This is a genomic window from Streptomyces sp. NPDC031418 (genome assembly GCF_055581605.1).
In genome coordinates this window covers 366,820-382,856 of sequence record NZ_JBVIJC010000002.1, presented here as the reverse complement: position 1 = coordinate 382,856, position 16,037 = coordinate 366,820, and the positions used below count along the sequence as shown (strand labels likewise).

Below are 16,037 nucleotides of genomic sequence, written 5' to 3'. Positions count from 1 at the left end.
GTACCCCTTACAGGCGGCAGGCGTGGATGGCCGTGGTCAGGATGGCGCGGGCGCCGATGGCGTAGAGGTCGTCCATGATCCGCTGCGCCTCCTTGGCGGGGACCATGGCGCGGACCGCGACCCAGCCCTCGTTGTGCAGCGGGGAGACGGTCGGGGACTCCAGGCCGGGGGTGAGCGCGACGGCCTTCTCGAGCTGCTCGACGCGGCAGTCGTAGTCCATCATCACGTACGTCCGCGCGACCAGGACGCCCTGGAGGCGGCGCAGGAACTGCTGGACCTTGGGCTCCTCGCCGTCGGCGCCGGTGCGCCGGATGACGATCGCCTCGGACTTCATGATCGGCTCGCCGAAGACCTCCAGGCCCGCGTTGCGCAGGCTGGTGCCGGTCTCGACGACGTCCGCGATGACCTCGGCCACGCCCAGCTCGATCGCGGTCTCCACGGCGCCGTCGAGGTGGACGACGGAGGCGTCGATGCCGTGCTCCTCCAGGTGCCGGTCGACGATGCCCTCGTAGGAGGTGGCGACCGTCCTGCCCTTGAGGTCCTCGACGCCGTTCGCGGTGCCCGGCTTGGCGGCGAAGCGGAAGGTGGAGCGGGCGAAGCCGAGCGGGAGGATCTCCTCGGCGTCGGCGCCGGAGTCGATCAGCAGGTCGCGGCCGGTGATGCCGATGTCGAGCCGGCCGGAGGAGACGTAGATCGCGATGTCGCGGGGGCGGAGGTAGAAGAACTCGACCTCGTTCTCCGGGTCGACGATCCGCAGCTCCTTGGACTCGCGGCGCTGCTGGTAGCCGGCCTCATGCAGCATCTCCGCCGCAGGGCCGGACAGTGAACCCTTGTTGGGGACGGCGATGCGCAGCATGAGGTCGGCTTCCTTCGCGTTGGGAGTGGTGCGTGAGCTGGTGGGGTCGTATCAGAGGTGGGCGTAGACGTCGTCCAGGGAGATCCCGCGGGCGACCATCATCACCTGGACGTGGTACAGCAGCTGCGAGATCTCCTCGGCGGCCGCCTCCTTGCCCTCGTACTCGGCGGCCATCCAGACCTCGGCGGCCTCTTCGACGACCTTTTTGCCGATGGCATGGACTCCCTTGCCGACCAGCTCGGCGGTGCGGGAGGTGGCGGGATCGCCGTGGGCGGCCTTGTGCTGGAGCTCGGTGAAGAGCTCCTCGAACGTCTTCTTGGACATGGTGGTCCTTACCCTACGCGCTCCGGCCGGTGCCTCAGTGCCAGGGTTCGGATACTGAGCGGAGCGTGGCCGCGGTGGAGACCGCCGCGGTCACCGCCTCGTGGCCCTTGTCCTCGTTCGAGCCCTCGAGACCGGCCCGGTCCAGGGCCTGCTCCTCGGTGTCGCAGGTGAGCACGCCGAAGCCGACGGGGACGCCGGTCTCGATGGAGACCTGGGTGAGGCCCTGGGTGACGCCCTGGCAGACGTAGTCGAAGTGCGGGGTGCCGCCGCGGATGACGACACCGAGGGCGACCACCGCGTCGTAGCCGCGGCCGGCCAGCACCTTGGCCGCGACCGGCAGCTCGAAGCTGCCCGGGACCCGGATCAGGGTCGGCTCGTCGATCCCCAGCTCGTGCAGGGCGCGCAGGGCGCCGTTCACCAGGCCGTCCATCACCTTCTCGTGCCACTGCGCCGCGATGACGGCGACCCGCAGGTCGCTCGCGTTGCGTACGGACAGTTCCGGTGCACCCTTGCCGCTCACGTCTCTCCTCAGTGCTTTCTCGCGTTACTCGGTGTCGCAGGTGGCCGTCAGCGGCCGGCCGCGCCGGCCAGCGCGGCCGCGGTCTCCAGCCAGGGCAGGTCGTGCCCCATCCGGTCCCGCTTGGTGCGCAGGTAGCGCAGGTTGTGCTCGCCCGCCTGGATCGGCATCTGCTCGCGGCCGGTGACCCGCAGGCCGTGGCGGAGCAGCGCGTCGCTCTTGTCGGGGTTGTTGGTCAGCAGCCGGACGCTGCGCACGCCGAGGTCGGCGAGGATCTGCGCGCCGGCGCCGTAGTCGCGGGCGTCGGCGGGCAGGCCCAGCTCCAGGTTGGCGTCGAGGGTGTCATGGCCCTGTTCCTGGAGGGCGTAGGCGCGCAGCTTGGACAGCAGGCCGATGCCGCGTCCCTCGTGTCCGCGCAGGTAGACGACGACGCCCCGGCCCTCGGCCTGGATGCGCTGGAGGGCGGTGTCGAGCTGGGGGCCGCAGTCGCAGCGCAGGGAGCCGAAGACATCGCCGGTGAGGCATTCGGAGTGCACCCGGACCAGGACGTCCTCGCCGTCGCCGATCTCGCCGTGGACGAGGGCGACGTGCTCGACGCCGTCGAGGGTGGAGCGGTAGCCGTGGGCGGTGAAGGTGCCGTGCTCGGTGGGCAGGCGGGTCTCGGCCTCGTGGCGGACGGCGGGGACGGCGGGCTCGGCCGGAGCCGTGTGCTGCTGCCGTACGGGCCGCGGGGCCGGCTCCTGGCCGAGCGGGGCGGAGCCGTCCTGAAGGGAGCGGCGGTAGGCGATCAGGTCCTCGATGGAGATGATCGTCAGGCCGTGCTTGCGGGCGAACGGGACCAGCTCGGGCAGGCGCAGCATGGTGCCGTCCTCGCCGGCGATCTCCACGATGGCGCCGGCCGGGCGGAGTCCGGCGAGCCGGGCGAGGTCGACGGCGGCCTCGGTGTGGCCGTTGCGGACGAGGACGCCGCCGGGCCTGGCGCGCAGCGGGAAGACATGGCCGGGGCGGACGAAGTCGGACGGCTCGGCCGTGCCGCCGGCGAGCAGCTGGAGCGTGGTCGCGCGGTCGGAGGCGGAGATGCCGGTGGTCACGCCGTGCGCGGCGGAGGCGTCCACGGAGACGGTGAACGCGGTCTTCATGGACTCGGTGTTGTCCTCGACCATCTGCGGCAGCCGGAGCCGGTCCAGCTCCTCGGGCTCCATGGGCGCGCAGATGAGGCCACGGCACTCGCTCATCATGAACGCGACGATCTCGGGGGTCGCCTTCTCGGCGGCGATGACGAGGTCGCCCTCGTTCTCCCGGTCCTCGTCGTCCACCACGACCACCGGGCGGCCGGCGGCGATGTCGGCGATGGCCTGCTCGACCGGGTCGAGCGTGAGGTCCTCGGCGGGGGCGGTGAGGTCGTCGGTGCGGTACAGCAGCGGGGCCGTGGTCATGCCGGCGCTCCTTCCAGGACGGGCTGCGCGTCCCGGCGGGAGCGCAGCCACCAGTCGCGCATGCCCCACAGGACGAGTGCGCCGTAGATGACGTAGACGAAACCGGAGAAGGCGTAGCCGTTGGCGAAGTTGAGGGGGACGCCGACGAGGTCGACGAGCAGCCAGGCGATCCAGAACTCGACCATGGCCTTGGCCTGGGCGTACATGGCGACGATGGTGCCGACGAAGATGTACGCGTCCGGCCAGGGGTCCCAGGAGAGCTTCGGATAGGCGGTGAAGAGCAGGGCGACGGCGACCGTCCCGGCGGCGGCCGCGGCGACCATGGCGATCCGCTCGCGCCAGGTGGCGAAGCGGACGGTGATCCGGCCGTCCTCGGCGCCGCCCTTGCCGCGCTGCCACTGCCAGAAGCCGTAGAGCGCGACGGCCATGACGACGGCCTGCTTGCCGGCGCTGCCGGTGAGGTGGCCGTAGAAGGCGCCGAAGAGGACGAGTCCGGACAGGAACTGCACGGCCCAGGTCCACAGGGAGCGGCGCCAGCCGAGGGCGAGGGTGATCAGACCGAGGATGTTGCCGACCATGTCCGACCAGATGATGTGCTGGCCGAAGAGGGTGAAGGCCTCGGAGTTGAGCCAGCTCACCGGCCGGCCCCCTGACCGGCCGCGAGCAGCCGCTCCACGTACTTGGCGACGACGTCCACCTCGAGGTTGACCGGGTCGCCGGGCTGCTTGAGGCCGAGCGTGGTCAGGTCGAGGGTGGTCGGGATGAGGCTGACGGTGAAGTAGTCCGGGCCGGCCTCGACGACGGTGAGGCTGATGCCGTCGACGGTGATGGAGCCCTTCTCGACGACGTACCGGGCGAGGTCCGCGGGGAGCGAGACCTTGACGATCTCCCAGTTCTCGGAGGGCCTGCGCTCCAGCACCTCGCCGGTGCCGTCGACGTGGCCCTGCACGATGTGGCCGCCCAGGCGGGCGCCGACGGCGGTGGGGCGCTCCAGGTTGACGCGGGAGCCGACGGTGAGGGCACCCAGGCTGGAGCGGTTCAGCGTCTCGGCCATGACGTCGGCGGTGAACTCGTCGCCTTCGTGCTCGACCACGGTGAGACAGACGCCGTTCACGGCGATGGAGTCACCGTGCTGTGCGCCCTGGGTCACGACGGGGCCGCGGAGTCGGAAGCGGGAGGAGTCGCCGAGGTTCTCGACGGCGGTGACTTCACCCAGCTCTTCGACGATTCCGGTGAACACTTCCCGGGTCCTCCTGCCTCATGGGGGCACGGACTCCGGGGCCTGTCGATGAACGACACACTGCACGGGTGAACACGGGACACGTCGGCAGCGACGCCGACATAGGACTCGCCCGGAGACGGACAAGCCCAGATACGGCGACGTGCACACGTGCATGTGCCCGCCCGCCGCGCACTGCCTCCCATCCGGACTTTAACCGTCGGTCCAGGAATTTCACCTGGTCAACCGGCCGCTGGAAGCGACCGGGTCGCGGACTGTAACCGCCGGTTCGGACTTTCACCGACCCCGGAGTGCGCTGCTTCTGGTACAGGGCCAGTGTGCCATGCCGGATGCACACCCAGACAGGGGTCGAGTGTGGGTTCGGTCACAGTACGTGTCTTCGGAGGTGCACGGCGGAACCGGCGTCCGGTCCATTGACCACTTTGGTCTAGTCCTTTTAGGGTGCGGGCTGGCCCGGCGGCGGTGACGACGGCCCTTGCCCGCCGCCGGGTCGCCACAGCGCCCCGGCGAATCCGCCGGGGCGTGTCACATTTCCGCGGGCCCGACCGGTCTCATCCGTCGGGGCGCCCCGACCGGGGTGCCCCGGGACCAGAGGAACGGAATCAGCATGAGCACGATCCTGGTGACCGGCGGGACCGGCACCCTCGGCCGGCGCGTCACCGAGCGGCTGCGGACGGAAGGGCGCGAGGTGCGGGTGCTCAGCCGGCACAGCGAGCCGTACGCCGTCGATCTCCAGGCCGGCGGCAGCGGGCTGGACGCGGCGCTCGCCGCCGTGGACACCGTGGTGCACTGCGCGAGCAGCCCGCGCGGCGGGGACGAGCGGGCGGCGGAGCACCTGATCGCGGCGGCGCGGCGGGCCGGGGTGAGGCACCTGGTGTACATCTCCATCGTCGGGGTGGACCGGGTGCCGTTCGGCTACTACCGGACCAAGCACACGGTGGAGCAGATGATCGAGTCCTCGGGGCTCGACTGGACCGTGCTGCGCACCACCCAGTTCCACGATCTGCTGGTGACGCTCTTCCAGGGACTGACCAAGCCGCCCGTGGCACTGCTCCCGGCCGGGGTCCCGGACCAGCCGGTCGAAGTGACGGAAGTCGCCGATCGGCTGGTCGAGCTGGCGCTCGGCGAGCCCGCCGGACGGGTGGCGGACATGGGCGGCCCCGAGGTGCGTTCCCTCGACTCGCTGGCCCGCGCCTATCTCCGGGCGACCGGGCGGCGCCGGGCGGTGGTGAACGTGCCGCTCTTCGGTGCGGCGTACCGGGCGTTCCGCGCGGGTGGGCATCTGGCGCCGGAGCAGGCGGTGGGGAAGGGGACGTTCGAGGATTATCTGGGGCGGCGGTTCGGGCAGGGTTGAGACTCGGCACGGGTACGGCGATGAGGGGCTCGTGCGGTGCGGGAACTCCCGGGAGGGGGACGGAACATGGGGGACGTGGGCGCTGCGCGAGGCGAGGTCCGGCGGGCCCGGTACGCCGTGGCGGCCGTGTTCGCCGTGCACGGTGCGGTGACCGGCTGCTTCGCGACCCGGGTGCCCTGGGTGCAGGACCACGCCTCGCTCGGCGCGGGGCAGCTCGGCTTCGCCCTGGCCTTCACCGCGCTCGGCGCTTCCTGCGCCATGCCGCTGGCCGGGCGGATCAGCCACACCTTCGGCAGCCGTACCGCACTGCGCGGCCTGATCGCGCTGTGGACCCTCTCCCTGGTCCTGCCGTCGCTGGCGCCGAACCTGTCCACGCTGTGCCTGGCGATGTTCGTCTACGGCGCCGGCTCGGGAATGGCCGACGTGGCGATGAACGCGCTCGGCGTGGAGGTGGAGCGGCGGCTCGGGAAGTCGGTCATGTCGGGGCTGCACGGCATGTGGAGCGCGGGCGCGCTCACCGGCTCGGCGGCCGGCACGCTCGCCGCACACCTCGGCGCGGACGCCCGGCTGCACTTCGCCCTCGCCTCGGCCGTCCTCACCGCGCTCGGCGTGTCGGCGTGCGCCTGGGTGCCGGACGTACAGCCCGCGAAGGACGAGGAGCCGCCCCCGCGGTTCGCGCTGCCGCCGCGTTCCGCGCTGCTGATCGGCGCGGTGGGCTTCTGCGCGGTGTTCGCGGAGGGCGCGAGCCTGGACTGGTCGGCGGTGTTCCTGCGGGACCGGCTGGGCAGCTCGGCCGGGGTGGCGGCGGCCTCGACCACCGGCTTCATGCTGACCATGGCCGTGGCCCGGCTCGCCGGGGACGCGGTGGTGAACCGGTTCGGGGCGGTCAGGACGGTCCGGGCCGGCGGGGCGCTGGCGGGACTCGGCGGCGCGCTGGTCGTCCTCGGCGGCCGACCGGCGTGGGCGATGGCCGGGTTCGCGCTGACGGGACTCGGCATCGCGGTGGTCGTACCGCTGTGCTTCGCCGCGGCCGGACACGCGGGGCCGAATCCCAGCCAGGCCATCGCCGGCGTGGCCACCATCACCTACACCTCGGGGCTGGTCGCGCCGAGCCTGATCGGCGGGGTGGCGCAGGCGACCAGCCTGGTGGTCTCGTTCTGCGTGGTGACGGCGCTGGCCTGCGGGCTCGCCGGGCTCGCGGGCGTGCTGCGAGGCGCCGAGCGGGGCGGTCCCGGCGCGGTCAGTCCGCAGGCCGCAGCAGTGTCCGACCCACCGTCCTGAAGGCGTCGCTCCACGGCGCGGGGCGCAGGGTGTCCGCGTCCAGCCGGACCAGCACCCGGGTGCCCTGGGCGTAGGTCTGTGTGCCGTCGGCCGAGCAGAAGCGGAAGCCGTAGGTGAGGCCGGTGGTGCCGAGGCGCTCCAGCCAGAGGTGGACGGCGTAGCCGCCGGGGCGGGTGACCGGTGCCTCGTAGCTGATGCGCAGTTCGCGGACGGCGTTGCAGGCGTCGCCGGCGGCGTGCCAGTCGCCGTCGAAGCGGATGCCGTGCCCGTTCCACAGCTCGGTCCAGGCGCGCTCGACCATCAGCGGGTAGCGGGCGTTGTGCAGCAGGCCGAGCGCGTCGAGGTCGTCGAAGTGGACGGTGACGGGGATCAGCCGGCCGTGGGCGACGGTGGGGGCGGTCGGGGCTTCGGCGGTCACGGGGGGAACTCCTGAACTTCGCTGCGGGGAGCATGTGCATCCCTGCGGGCATCGCTGAGGCATGCGCTGAGCCAGCGCCGGGAATCGCTTCCATACTAAGCGACCGCTCAGCACGCCTGGCGTCCGGGACAATGGTCCGGACCGTCTGCTCGTCCGCAAGAAAGCGAATACACATGGACCTCGGCGTGCGCTGGAAGCTGCACGGTGACGGGCGCACGCCCGCGCCCGGAGCGGTGGTACGCCCCGACGAACGGCTCTCCTGGCCCCGCACGGTGGGCCTGGGCGCCCAGCACGTGGTCGCCATGTTCGGCGCGTCCTTCGTGGCGCCGGTGCTCATGGGCCTGGACCCGAACCTGGCCATCATGATGTCGGGCGTGGCGACCGTGATCTTCCTGCTCGCCACCCGCGGCCGGGTGCCGAGCTATCTGGGCTGCTCCCTGTCCTTCGTGGGCGTGGCCGCCGTCATCCGCGCCCAGGGCGGCACGAGCGCCACGGTGACCGGTGCCGTCCTCGTGGTCGGCGCGGTGCTGTTCCTGGTGGGCCTGGCGGTGCGGCGCTTCGGCGCGCGGATCATCCACGCGGCCATGCCGCCGGTCGTCACCGGCGCGGTCGTCATGCTGATCGGCTTCAACCTGGCCCCGGTGACCGCCACCACCTACTGGCCGCAGGACCAGTGGACGGCCCTGCTGGTCATGCTGTTCACCGGTCTCGCGGTGGTCTGTCTGCGCGGCTTCTGGTCCCGGATCGCGATCTTCCTCGGGCTGGTCTTCGGGTACGGCATCTCCTGGGCCTTCGACCGGATCTTCGGCAAGATCCACTCCATGAGCCCGGGCGGCCGGGTCACCGACCACTGGCGGCTGGACCTCTCCGGCGTCGCCAAGGCCGACTGGATCGGTCTGCCCCACTTCCACGGACCGTCGTTCCAGTGGTCCGCGGTGCTGGTCGCGCTGCCGGTCGTGATCGCGCTGGTCGCGGAGAACGCGGGGCACGTCAAGGCGGTCGGCGAGATGACCGGCGACCCGCTGGACGACCAGCTCGGTACGGCGATCTCGGCGGACGGCGTCGCCTCGATGCTGTCGACCGCGGTGGGCGGCCCGCCGAACACCACGTACTCCGAGAACATCGGCGTCATGGCCGCGACCCGGGTGTACTCCACCGCCGCCTACTGGGCCGCCGCCGGCTTCGCACTGCTCTTCGGCCTGTGCCCGAAGTTCGGCGCGGTCGTGGCCGCGATCCCGGGCGGGGTGCTCGGCGGCATCACCGTGATCCTGTACGGCATGATCGGCCTGCTCGGCGCGCAGATCTGGCTCAACGCCGAGGTGGACCTGCGCAACCCGCTGAACCTGGTCCCGACGGCCGCGGGCATCATCATCGGCGTCGGCAACGTCAGCATGAAGTTCACCGACACCTTCTCGCTCAGCGGCATCGCCCTCGGCACGCTGGTCGTCATCACCGGCTACCACGCGCTGCGCGCCTTCGCCCCGGCCCATCTCAAGCAGCAGGAGCCGTTGCTGGACGAGGGCACCTCCAGCTACGACGGTCAGCGCCCCACGTCGTAGGCGTACGGCGGCGCGAACGTGCCGGCCGCCGGGCATGTGTGCCTGGCCTGCCCGGCACCGCGTCGTCGCCCCCCTCGCAGCGCCGGCGCGTTCCCCCGATCCGGCGAAGCAGGGGGCCGGTGGGCCCGTCGGCCGGGGCGGAGCTGGGACCCTTCCCCCATGACGCAGCTGGAACACCTCCCCCCGTCCGTCGACGCGGTCATCGCCCGGATGCGCGCCATCGGCACGGCCCTGCCGGCCCGCGACGGGGTGGCCGTGTTCAACCGCGTCTACCTCACCGTCACCGAGGAGATCCACCGGCGCCTGGACGCCCGGGAGTTCCCGGACCCGAGGGCGGCGAGCACGCTGGACGTGCGGTTCGCCGAGCGGTATCTGGCGGCGGTCGACGCGGCCGCGGCGGACCGCCGGCCGCCCGCCTGCTGGCGGCCGCTGTTCCAGCTCCGCCGCCATCCCGGCGTACGGCCGTTGCAGTTCGCGCTCGCGGGCATCAACGCGCACATCGGGCACGACCTGGCGCTCGCGGTGGTGGACGCCAGTCGCACCCTCGGCTGCGAACCGGCCGAGCTGGAGGACGAGTTCGACCGCGTGGGCGACCTCCTCTGCGCGCTGGAGGAGCGCATCCGCGAGGATCTGATGCCGGGCCCCGACCTGCTCCAGCTCGCCGACCCGCTCACCCATCTGCTGGGTTCCTGGAGTCTGGAGCGGGCCCGGGACGCGGCGTGGGCGGCGGCGCGGGCGCTGTGGGCGTTGCGCCACTGCGAGGACGTCGCCGAGGAGTTCACCGAACGGCTCGACGCGGCGGTCGGGTTCGCGGGGCGCATGCTGCTCACCCCGCTCACCGACTGACGCCCCCGGCACCGGCCGCGCCGGGGGCTCCCGGTCAGTCCTCCGGGAGTTCGACCGGCGCGATCTCGTCGTAGACGTCGCCCGGGCCCGGGTTGGTCGCGTCCGTGGTGCCGCCGAAGTGGTGCATGACACCCCAGACCGCGTTCAGCGCGGTCTGCACGGCGCCCTCGGCCCAGCCGGCCGTCCAGGAGATGTCGTCGCCGGCGAGGAAGATGCCCCGCTTGTCCTCGGGCAGCCGGTCCTGCATGAAGTGGGTGAACAGGCGCCGCTGGTAGCGGTAGTGGCCGGGCAGGTTGGCCTTGAACGCGCCCATGAAGTAGGGCTCGTTCTCCCAGGAGACCGTCACCGGGTTGCCGATGATGTGCTTCCGGATGTCGACCTTCGGGTAGATCTCGCCGAGCGACTTCAGCATGACCTCCATCCGCTCGTTCGCGGACAGCGGCAGCCACTTCAGGCTGTCGTCGCACCAGGTGTAGGACAGGCAGATCACGGCGGGCTTGTCCGGGCCGTCGTCCAGCAGGTAGGTGCCGCGGGTCATGCGGTCGGTGAGCGTCATCGACATGACGTCCCGGCCGGTCTCCTCGTCCTTGTCCAGCCAGAACGGCCGGTCGACCGGGACGAAGAGCTTGGAGCTCTCCATGTAGTGGGTGCGCTCGATCGCCGTCCAGTGGTCGATCGGGAACAGCGAGTCGTCGCAGGCGATCTTGGACAGCAGCATCCAGGACTGGGCGGTGAAGATCGCCGCCTTGTAGGTGCGGATGTCGCCGTTCGCGTCCGTCACGGTGATCTGGTTGCCCGCGGTGCGGTGCAGCCGGGTCACCGCCGGGCGGGGCTCGCCGTCGGCGTGCAAGGACTTCAGCGAGGTGCCGTACGGCCAGTGGACGATCTTCTCCGGCTCGCGCTCCCACAGGCGCAGCGGCAGCTGCTGGGAGCCGCCGACGATGCCGCGGTGGTGGTCGTCGGCCTCGGTGTAGACGACCCGGAGGATCTCCAGGATGGAGTTCGGGAAGTCGGTGTCCCAGCCGCCGGTGCCGAAGCCGACCTGGCCGAAGATCTCCCGGTGCCGGAAGGACTTGAAGGCCTCGGAGTCGCAGAGGAAGCCGTAGAAGGTCTGGTTGTCGAGCTTCTCGACCAGCTGGGCCCAGATCTCGCGGATGCGCTGGACGTCCCGCTCGCGCATGGCGCGGTTCATGTCGGAGAAGTCGGCGCCCTCCTCCAGGCACCGGTTCCAGGCCTCGGCGACGTCCCGGTACACCTGGGGCAGGTCGTCGATGGTCTCGGCGTAGTGCGACTCGCCCTTCAGGTCGACCACGGTCGAGGGGGTGGCCTCGGCCAGCGGGTTCGGGAAGGGCCTGGTCTCCAGGCCGACCAGGTCGATGTAGTGCTGGAGCGCGGTGGAGGACGGCGGGAAGCGCATCGCGCCCATCTCGGCGGTCAGCGACTCGTCACAGCCCTCGAAGCCGACGGTGCGCAGCCGGCCGCCGATCTGGTCGGCCTCGTAGACGACGGGCTTGAGGCCCATCTTCATCAGCTCGTAGGCGGCGACGATGCCGGACAGGCCGCCGCCGATGACCGCGACCTCGGTGCCGTGCTCGGTCGCCGGTATCTGGCCGAGGCCCGCCGGGTGGGCGAGGAAGTCGTCGTAGGCGTAGGGAAAGTCCGGGCCGAACATGGTGATCGGCGGCTGCTGCTCGTCGGTGTGCTCGACGGCGTTGGGCACCGTGGACGTCATGGGGTACGGACTCCTTGCGCGAAGCGGTAGAACTCGGGGGAAGGCTCGGGGAGGGTCAGACCAGGGACCCGTACAGGCCGGGGCGGCGGTCCCGCAGATACGGGTTGGCCTCGCGGGAGGCGGCCAGGAAGGCGGAGTCGGCGTCGGCCAGGACCAGCTGCTCGGCGCGGCCGGCACGGGTGCGGGCGACTCCGTCGGGACCGGCGAGGGTGGACAGTCCGACGAACTCGAACTCGCCCTCTGCGCCGACCCGGTTGACGTACGCCACGTACATCTGGTTCTCGAAGGCGCGCACCGGGATCATCGACTCCGCGACGAACTGGTACGGGTGCATCTGCGCCGTCGGCACGACGAGCAGGTCGGTGCCGGCCAGGGCGTGCGCGCGGACGTTCTCCGGGAACTCGACGTCGTAGCAGATCATCAGGCCCACGGTCAGGCCGTTCAGCTCGGCCTGCACCACCGGGCCGTCGCCCGGCGTGAAGTGGTCGCGCTCGAAGCAGCCGAAGAGGTGGGTCTTGCGGTAGTTCGCGAGCCGGGTGCCGTCGGCGGAGATCAGCTGGGCGGAGTTGTAGACCGTGCCGCCGTCGCGCTCCGGGTAGCCGTAGGCGACGGCCAGGCCGTGCCGGGTGGCGATCTCGGCGATCGCGTCGGCGGCCTCGCCGTCGGCGGGCTCGGCGAGGCGGGCGATGTCGTCGCCGATCGCGTAGCCGGTGAGGAACATCTCCGGTGCGGCCAGCAGTGCGGCGCCCGCGGCGGCGGCACGTTCCGCGGCCGCGTCGAGGACCTTGAGGTTCTCGGCGACGGAGCCGGGGTTGCCGGAGCTCTGGAGCAGGGCGGTGCGCATGCGTCTTCCTCACCGGATACGGGATTTTTGGGGGCCAGAAAGACGGTACGGTCGGCGCACTCGGCCGGACAAGAAGGAGCCGTTGCGCGCCGGTGCGCGGTTTGTTGCGTGCGGAGCGGGTGGAACGGCGATTCGTTGCGCGGCGGGGTGGCGCTGCCCGGGAATGGTGCCGTTCGGCGGTGTGGAGCACAGACCTACAGGTCACGCAGCCGCGCCACGATCTCCCGCAGCAGTCCGGGGTCGGCGCCCGGCCCGGCCCGCACCCCGCGGGGGGCGTCGACGCGGATCAGCCCGGCCTCGGCCAGGTCGCCGAGCAGGACGCGGACCACGGTCAGCGGCAGGTCGGCGTCGGCCGCCAGCTCCACGACGGGGCGCGGTCCGCGCCGGACCAGGTCGAGCAGGGCGGCACCCGCGTGGTCGACGGCCGGACGGTCCGCCATGTCGTCGTCCACCGCGGTGACCCGGGACATCAGGTCGATGTCGTGCCGCTGCGAGGGCCGGGTGCGGCCCCGGGTCACGGTGTACGGGCGCACCAGGGACCCGGTCTCGTCCTCGTACCAGTGCTCGTCGCTCACCGTGGGATCAGGAGGTGGTACGGGCGGCGGCGTCCAGGTGGTGGCCGAGACGACGGACGAGCAGGGCCATCTCGTGGGCGAGCTGGCCGACGTCCGTCCCGGCCTCGCTGAGCACGGCCAGCCGGCTGCCGTGTCCGGCGGGGGTGATGAAGAGGTAGGCGTCGTCCAGCATCACCATGGTCTGGCGCACCTCTCCCGCGGCGAACCGCTCCCCCGCCGACCGGGCGAGGCCGTGGAAGCCGGAGCAGACGGCGGCCAGGTGCTCGATGTCGCGTCGGAGCATGCCCTCCGAGCTGCTGAGCGGCAGGCCGTCCGCGGTGAGCAGCACGGCCTGCCGGACGTGGTCGGTACGCGCCACCAGGTCGTCCAGCAGCCAGCCGAGACCGGTTCCGGGACCGGTGGCTGTCGCGTCCGTGGGCGCAGCGGGCTGCTCGGGGGTGTGGTCCTCACCGTGCATCGTCGGCGTCGGTCCCTTCGTCGGCGTGGGTCGTGTCGCCGAGACCGGTCTCGACGCGGCTGGTCTCGGCACTGCTGTCAGCGCCGTTGATCACCTCGGTCGTTACTCCCCCTGCTCCCCCGCTCGCCGGCAGCCCCCTGCGGCCGCGGTCCAGGCCGCGCTGGAAGGCGCCGAAGATCGCCCGCATCTCCTCGGCGTCGACCTCGCGCTCGGGGGCGGTGCCGGGCGGCGGTGGCTCGTCCCGCAGCTCCGGGACGAGCGAGGCCTGCCGGGTGCGGGTGGGCAGGGCGGGCACGGCCCCGGAACCGGGGACCGGGTCGGGGGCGGGGACCGAGGCGAGGGCCGGGTCCGGGGCGGGGGCCGGGTCCGTGGCGGGGGCCGGGTCCGGGGCGGGGGCCGGGTCCGTGGCGGGGGCCGGGTCCGTGGCGGGGGCCGGGTCCGTGGCGGGGGCCGGGTCCGGGGCGGTCCCGCGCTCCGCGGGCCTCCGCTTCCTGGCCGGCAGCTCCCGTACGGCGGCGAGCCGGCCGGCGGACTGACCCGCGGAGCCCCCGCCCGACAGACCCGCAGAGTCCCCGCCCGACAGACCCGCAGAGTCCCCGCCCGACAGGCCCACGGAGGCCCCGCCCGACAGACCTCCCGGCACCGCCGCTCCCACCGCCCCCGCCGACTCCACCTCCGCCAGCACCCCCGAAGGCAGCCGCACGACCGCCGTCGTACCGCCGTACGGGGAGTCCCCGAGGCTGACCTCGATGCCGTGGCGGGCGGCGAGGCGGCCCACGACGTAGAGGCCGAGCCGGTCGTGGCGGGTGGGGTCGAAGGCGTCGGGGTCGGTGAGCGTGCGGTGGGCCGCGGCGCGCGCGTCGGCGTCCAGGCCGAGGCCCCGGTCGTCGATCTCCAGGACGAAGCCGGTGCCGACCCGCCCGGTGCGCAGGGTCACGTCGGTGTGCGGCGGCGAGAACACCGTGGCGTTCTCCAGGAGTTCGGCGAGGAGGTGGACCACGTCGGCGACCGCGTCGGCCGCCACGCCGACCTCCGGCATCGGTGGCACCACCACGCGCGCGTAGTCCTCGATCTCGCCGACGGCGGAGGCGACGACGTCCGCGACCGGCACCGGCCGGCGCCAACGGCGGCCGGGAGCGGCGCCGGAGAGGATGATCAGGCTCTCGGCGTGCCGGCGCATCCGGGTGGTCAGATGGTCGATGCGGAACAGTTCGCGCAGCACATCGGGGTCGTCGGTGCGCCGCTCCAGGGTGTCCACCAGTTTCAACTGCCGGTGCACCAGGGCCTGGTTGCGCCGGGCGATGGTGAGCAGCACCGCGAACTGCCCGCGGCGCAGCCCGGCCTGGCGCACGGCGGCCTCGACGGCGGCCAGCCGCGCGGTGTTGAAGGCCCGGCCGACCTGCCCGATCTCGTCGTCGCGCACCTCGTCGGCGGCGAGCGGCGGCGCCTCGGCGACCGCGTCGACCTCCTCGCCTGCGCTCAACCGCCGCATGACGTCGGGCAGCCGGTCCTTCGTCAGCACGTCGGCGGCGTCCCGCAGGGTCTCCAGCCGGCGCGAGATCCGCCGGGCGCCGCGCACCGCGAACCACAGCGACAGGGCGACCGCGATCAGCCCGACCGCGCCGACGACGGCTGCCTTGGTCAGCTCGCGGTAGGCGAAGGCCCGCCCGCGCGCGGCCGAGTTCTCGGCGGACGCGGTGCACAGCTGCATGTACCGCTTGACGGCCCGGTCGGTGGTCGTCCGCCAGGTGTCCGCCGCGACGGCCCGCCCGGCCCCGCGGGCGCCCGCCCGCAGCAGCGCGTCCTCGCCCCGCACCAGCGAGCGGTGCAGGTCCTCGCGCTGGAACCGTTCGAACAGGGCGCGGGAGTCGGGGGGCAGGTCGGGCACATAGGTCCGCTCGAAGACGCGGCGGTCCTCGACGGTCGCGGTGAGGGTGTCGTACTGCCGGTCGGTCAGCGCGCCCGCCGCCCGCGCCCCGGCGACCAGGGCGTCCTCCCGGGAGACGTACTCGCGCACCCGGACCAGCTCGATCACGGTCTGGGCCTCGCGGGCGAGCTGTCCGGCCTGGAGCGCGGTGAGCGTGGACTCGACGCCGAAGCCGGGCTCCACCAGCGCGCCGTACTCCTCGACCGCCCGGTCCCAGGTGATCTTCCGGGCCAGCACCCGCTCGCGCAGCCCCTCCAGCCGGCCCGTCGCGGCGACCATGGCGTCCAGTGCCCGCCGCTGCCGCAGGGTGAGCCGGTCACGGTCACCGCCCTGGACGGCCTGGCGCATGGCGTCGACGGCCCGGTCGGTACGGCGCTGCTGGCCGAGCAGCCGGCCGGCGGCGGCGGTGTCGAGGCGGGCGCCCAGGTAGGCGGCGGACAGCCGGCGCTCGATCTGGATCTGCCCGATCGCGGTGTCCACGGGGGTGCCGAAGTCCTCGTACACCCCCTGGACGCGGATCAGCGCGCGGAGTTCGGCGGTGACGGACACCATGGCGAAGCTCCACAGGGCCATCAGTGCCACGGCCGGGGTGAGCGCGAGCGCCACGATCCGGGTGCGCACGGTGGTGGGTCGGCCGAGGGGCCAGCGCATGGGATACCTGCCGGTGTTAC

At 72.6% G+C, this 16,037-nt stretch carries 16 protein-coding genes and 1 riboswitch; of the genes, 4 read left to right on the top strand and 12 right to left on the bottom strand.

Going from position 1 to position 16,037, the window contains the following annotated elements; all coding sequences use genetic code 11:
- Window positions 1–7: 7 nt before the first annotated feature.
- From hisG to ACZ5CZ_RS03855, 6 genes are read right to left on the bottom strand one after another with little or no spacing between them, the layout of a single operon-like run.
- On the bottom strand, window positions 8–856 hold the full coding sequence (hisG, locus tag ACZ5CZ_RS03880; RefSeq protein WP_385846671.1) for an ATP phosphoribosyltransferase: 849 nt from the start codon (window positions 854–856) through the stop codon (window positions 8–10).
- Window positions 857–907: 51 nt separating this feature from the next.
- Window positions 908–1,180, bottom strand: a complete 273-nt coding sequence (locus ACZ5CZ_RS03875) for a phosphoribosyl-ATP diphosphatase (protein WP_007491392.1) — start codon at window positions 1,178–1,180, stop codon at window positions 908–910.
- A 34-nt stretch (window positions 1,181–1,214) separates the two neighbouring features.
- The gene (ribH, locus tag ACZ5CZ_RS03870) at window positions 1,215–1,700 is read right to left on the bottom strand and encodes a 6,7-dimethyl-8-ribityllumazine synthase (protein WP_323376830.1); all 486 of its coding nucleotides are present in this window, start codon (window positions 1,698–1,700) and stop codon (window positions 1,215–1,217) included.
- A 47-nt stretch (window positions 1,701–1,747) separates the two neighbouring features.
- Window positions 1,748–3,133 (bottom strand): 3,4-dihydroxy-2-butanone-4-phosphate synthase, encoded by a 1,386-nt coding sequence (ribB, locus tag ACZ5CZ_RS03865; RefSeq protein ID WP_385846669.1) that lies wholly within the window; start codon window positions 3,131–3,133, stop codon window positions 1,748–1,750.
- Window positions 3,130–3,771: a nicotinamide mononucleotide transporter family protein gene (locus ACZ5CZ_RS03860; RefSeq protein WP_385846668.1), complete on the bottom strand. Its 642-nt coding sequence runs from the start codon at window positions 3,769–3,771 to the stop codon at window positions 3,130–3,132. The genes ribB and ACZ5CZ_RS03860 overlap by 4 nt, the downstream gene beginning before the upstream one ends.
- A complete protein-coding gene (locus ACZ5CZ_RS03855) occupies window positions 3,768–4,373 on the bottom strand; it encodes a riboflavin synthase (RefSeq protein ID WP_385846666.1) in 606 nt (201 codons plus the stop codon). Before ACZ5CZ_RS03855 ends, ACZ5CZ_RS03860 begins: the two co-directional genes overlap by 4 nt.
- A 167-nt stretch (window positions 4,374–4,540) precedes the next feature.
- Window positions 4,541–4,671, bottom strand: a riboswitch (FMN riboswitch).
- Between the two features lie 309 nt (window positions 4,672–4,980).
- Here ACZ5CZ_RS03855 and ACZ5CZ_RS03850 point away from each other — a divergent pair.
- Complete coding sequence (locus tag ACZ5CZ_RS03850) at window positions 4,981–5,727, top strand: SDR family oxidoreductase (protein ID WP_385846664.1); 747 nt, start codon at window positions 4,981–4,983, stop codon at window positions 5,725–5,727.
- Between the two features lie 66 nt (window positions 5,728–5,793).
- Window positions 5,794–7,008, top strand: coding sequence for an MFS transporter (locus ACZ5CZ_RS03845; protein WP_468938847.1), 1,215 nt, complete (start codon window positions 5,794–5,796; stop codon window positions 7,006–7,008).
- On the opposite strand, the gene ACZ5CZ_RS03840 is transcribed toward ACZ5CZ_RS03845, so the two are convergent.
- Window positions 6,968–7,426, bottom strand: a complete 459-nt coding sequence (locus ACZ5CZ_RS03840; RefSeq protein WP_468938844.1) for an acyl-CoA thioesterase — start codon at window positions 7,424–7,426, stop codon at window positions 6,968–6,970. The genes ACZ5CZ_RS03845 and ACZ5CZ_RS03840 overlap by 41 nt on opposite strands.
- A 173-nt stretch (window positions 7,427–7,599) precedes the next feature.
- Between ACZ5CZ_RS03840 and ACZ5CZ_RS03835 the strand changes: the two genes are divergently transcribed.
- Both ACZ5CZ_RS03835 and ACZ5CZ_RS03830 read left to right on the top strand, forming a co-directional pair.
- Entirely contained in the window at window positions 7,600–8,985 is a 1,386-nt protein-coding gene (locus tag ACZ5CZ_RS03835; RefSeq protein ID WP_468938842.1) for a uracil-xanthine permease family protein, read from the top strand.
- A 159-nt stretch (window positions 8,986–9,144) separates the two neighbouring features.
- Complete coding sequence (locus ACZ5CZ_RS03830; RefSeq protein WP_385846659.1) at window positions 9,145–9,831, top strand: DUF5995 family protein; 687 nt, start codon at window positions 9,145–9,147, stop codon at window positions 9,829–9,831.
- A 34-nt stretch (window positions 9,832–9,865) separates the two neighbouring features.
- On the opposite strand, the gene ACZ5CZ_RS03825 is transcribed toward ACZ5CZ_RS03830, so the two are convergent.
- The 5 genes from ACZ5CZ_RS03825 to ACZ5CZ_RS03805 all read right to left on the bottom strand — a co-directional run bounded on the left by ACZ5CZ_RS03825 (window position 9,866) and on the right by ACZ5CZ_RS03805 (window position 16,017).
- Window positions 9,866–11,563 (bottom strand): flavin monoamine oxidase family protein, encoded by a 1,698-nt coding sequence (locus ACZ5CZ_RS03825; RefSeq protein WP_468938837.1) that lies wholly within the window; start codon window positions 11,561–11,563, stop codon window positions 9,866–9,868.
- A gap of 55 nt (window positions 11,564–11,618) precedes the next feature.
- Window positions 11,619–12,407, bottom strand: a complete 789-nt coding sequence (locus ACZ5CZ_RS03820) for a carbon-nitrogen hydrolase family protein (protein WP_468938834.1) — start codon at window positions 12,405–12,407, stop codon at window positions 11,619–11,621.
- Window positions 12,408–12,601: 194 nt separating this feature from the next.
- On the bottom strand, window positions 12,602–12,982 hold the full coding sequence (locus ACZ5CZ_RS03815) for a DUF742 domain-containing protein (protein WP_385846655.1): 381 nt from the start codon (window positions 12,980–12,982) through the stop codon (window positions 12,602–12,604).
- 7 nt (window positions 12,983–12,989) lie between these two features.
- Window positions 12,990–13,439, bottom strand: a complete 450-nt coding sequence (locus ACZ5CZ_RS03810; protein ID WP_385846653.1) for a roadblock/LC7 domain-containing protein — start codon at window positions 13,437–13,439, stop codon at window positions 12,990–12,992.
- Window positions 13,429–16,017 carry a sensor histidine kinase gene (locus tag ACZ5CZ_RS03805; RefSeq protein WP_468938829.1) on the bottom strand — a complete coding sequence of 863 codons (2,589 nt, stop codon included), beginning with the start codon at window positions 16,015–16,017 and terminating at the stop codon, window positions 13,429–13,431. Before ACZ5CZ_RS03805 ends, ACZ5CZ_RS03810 begins: the two co-directional genes overlap by 11 nt.
- Window positions 16,018–16,037: the final 20 nt, after the last annotated feature.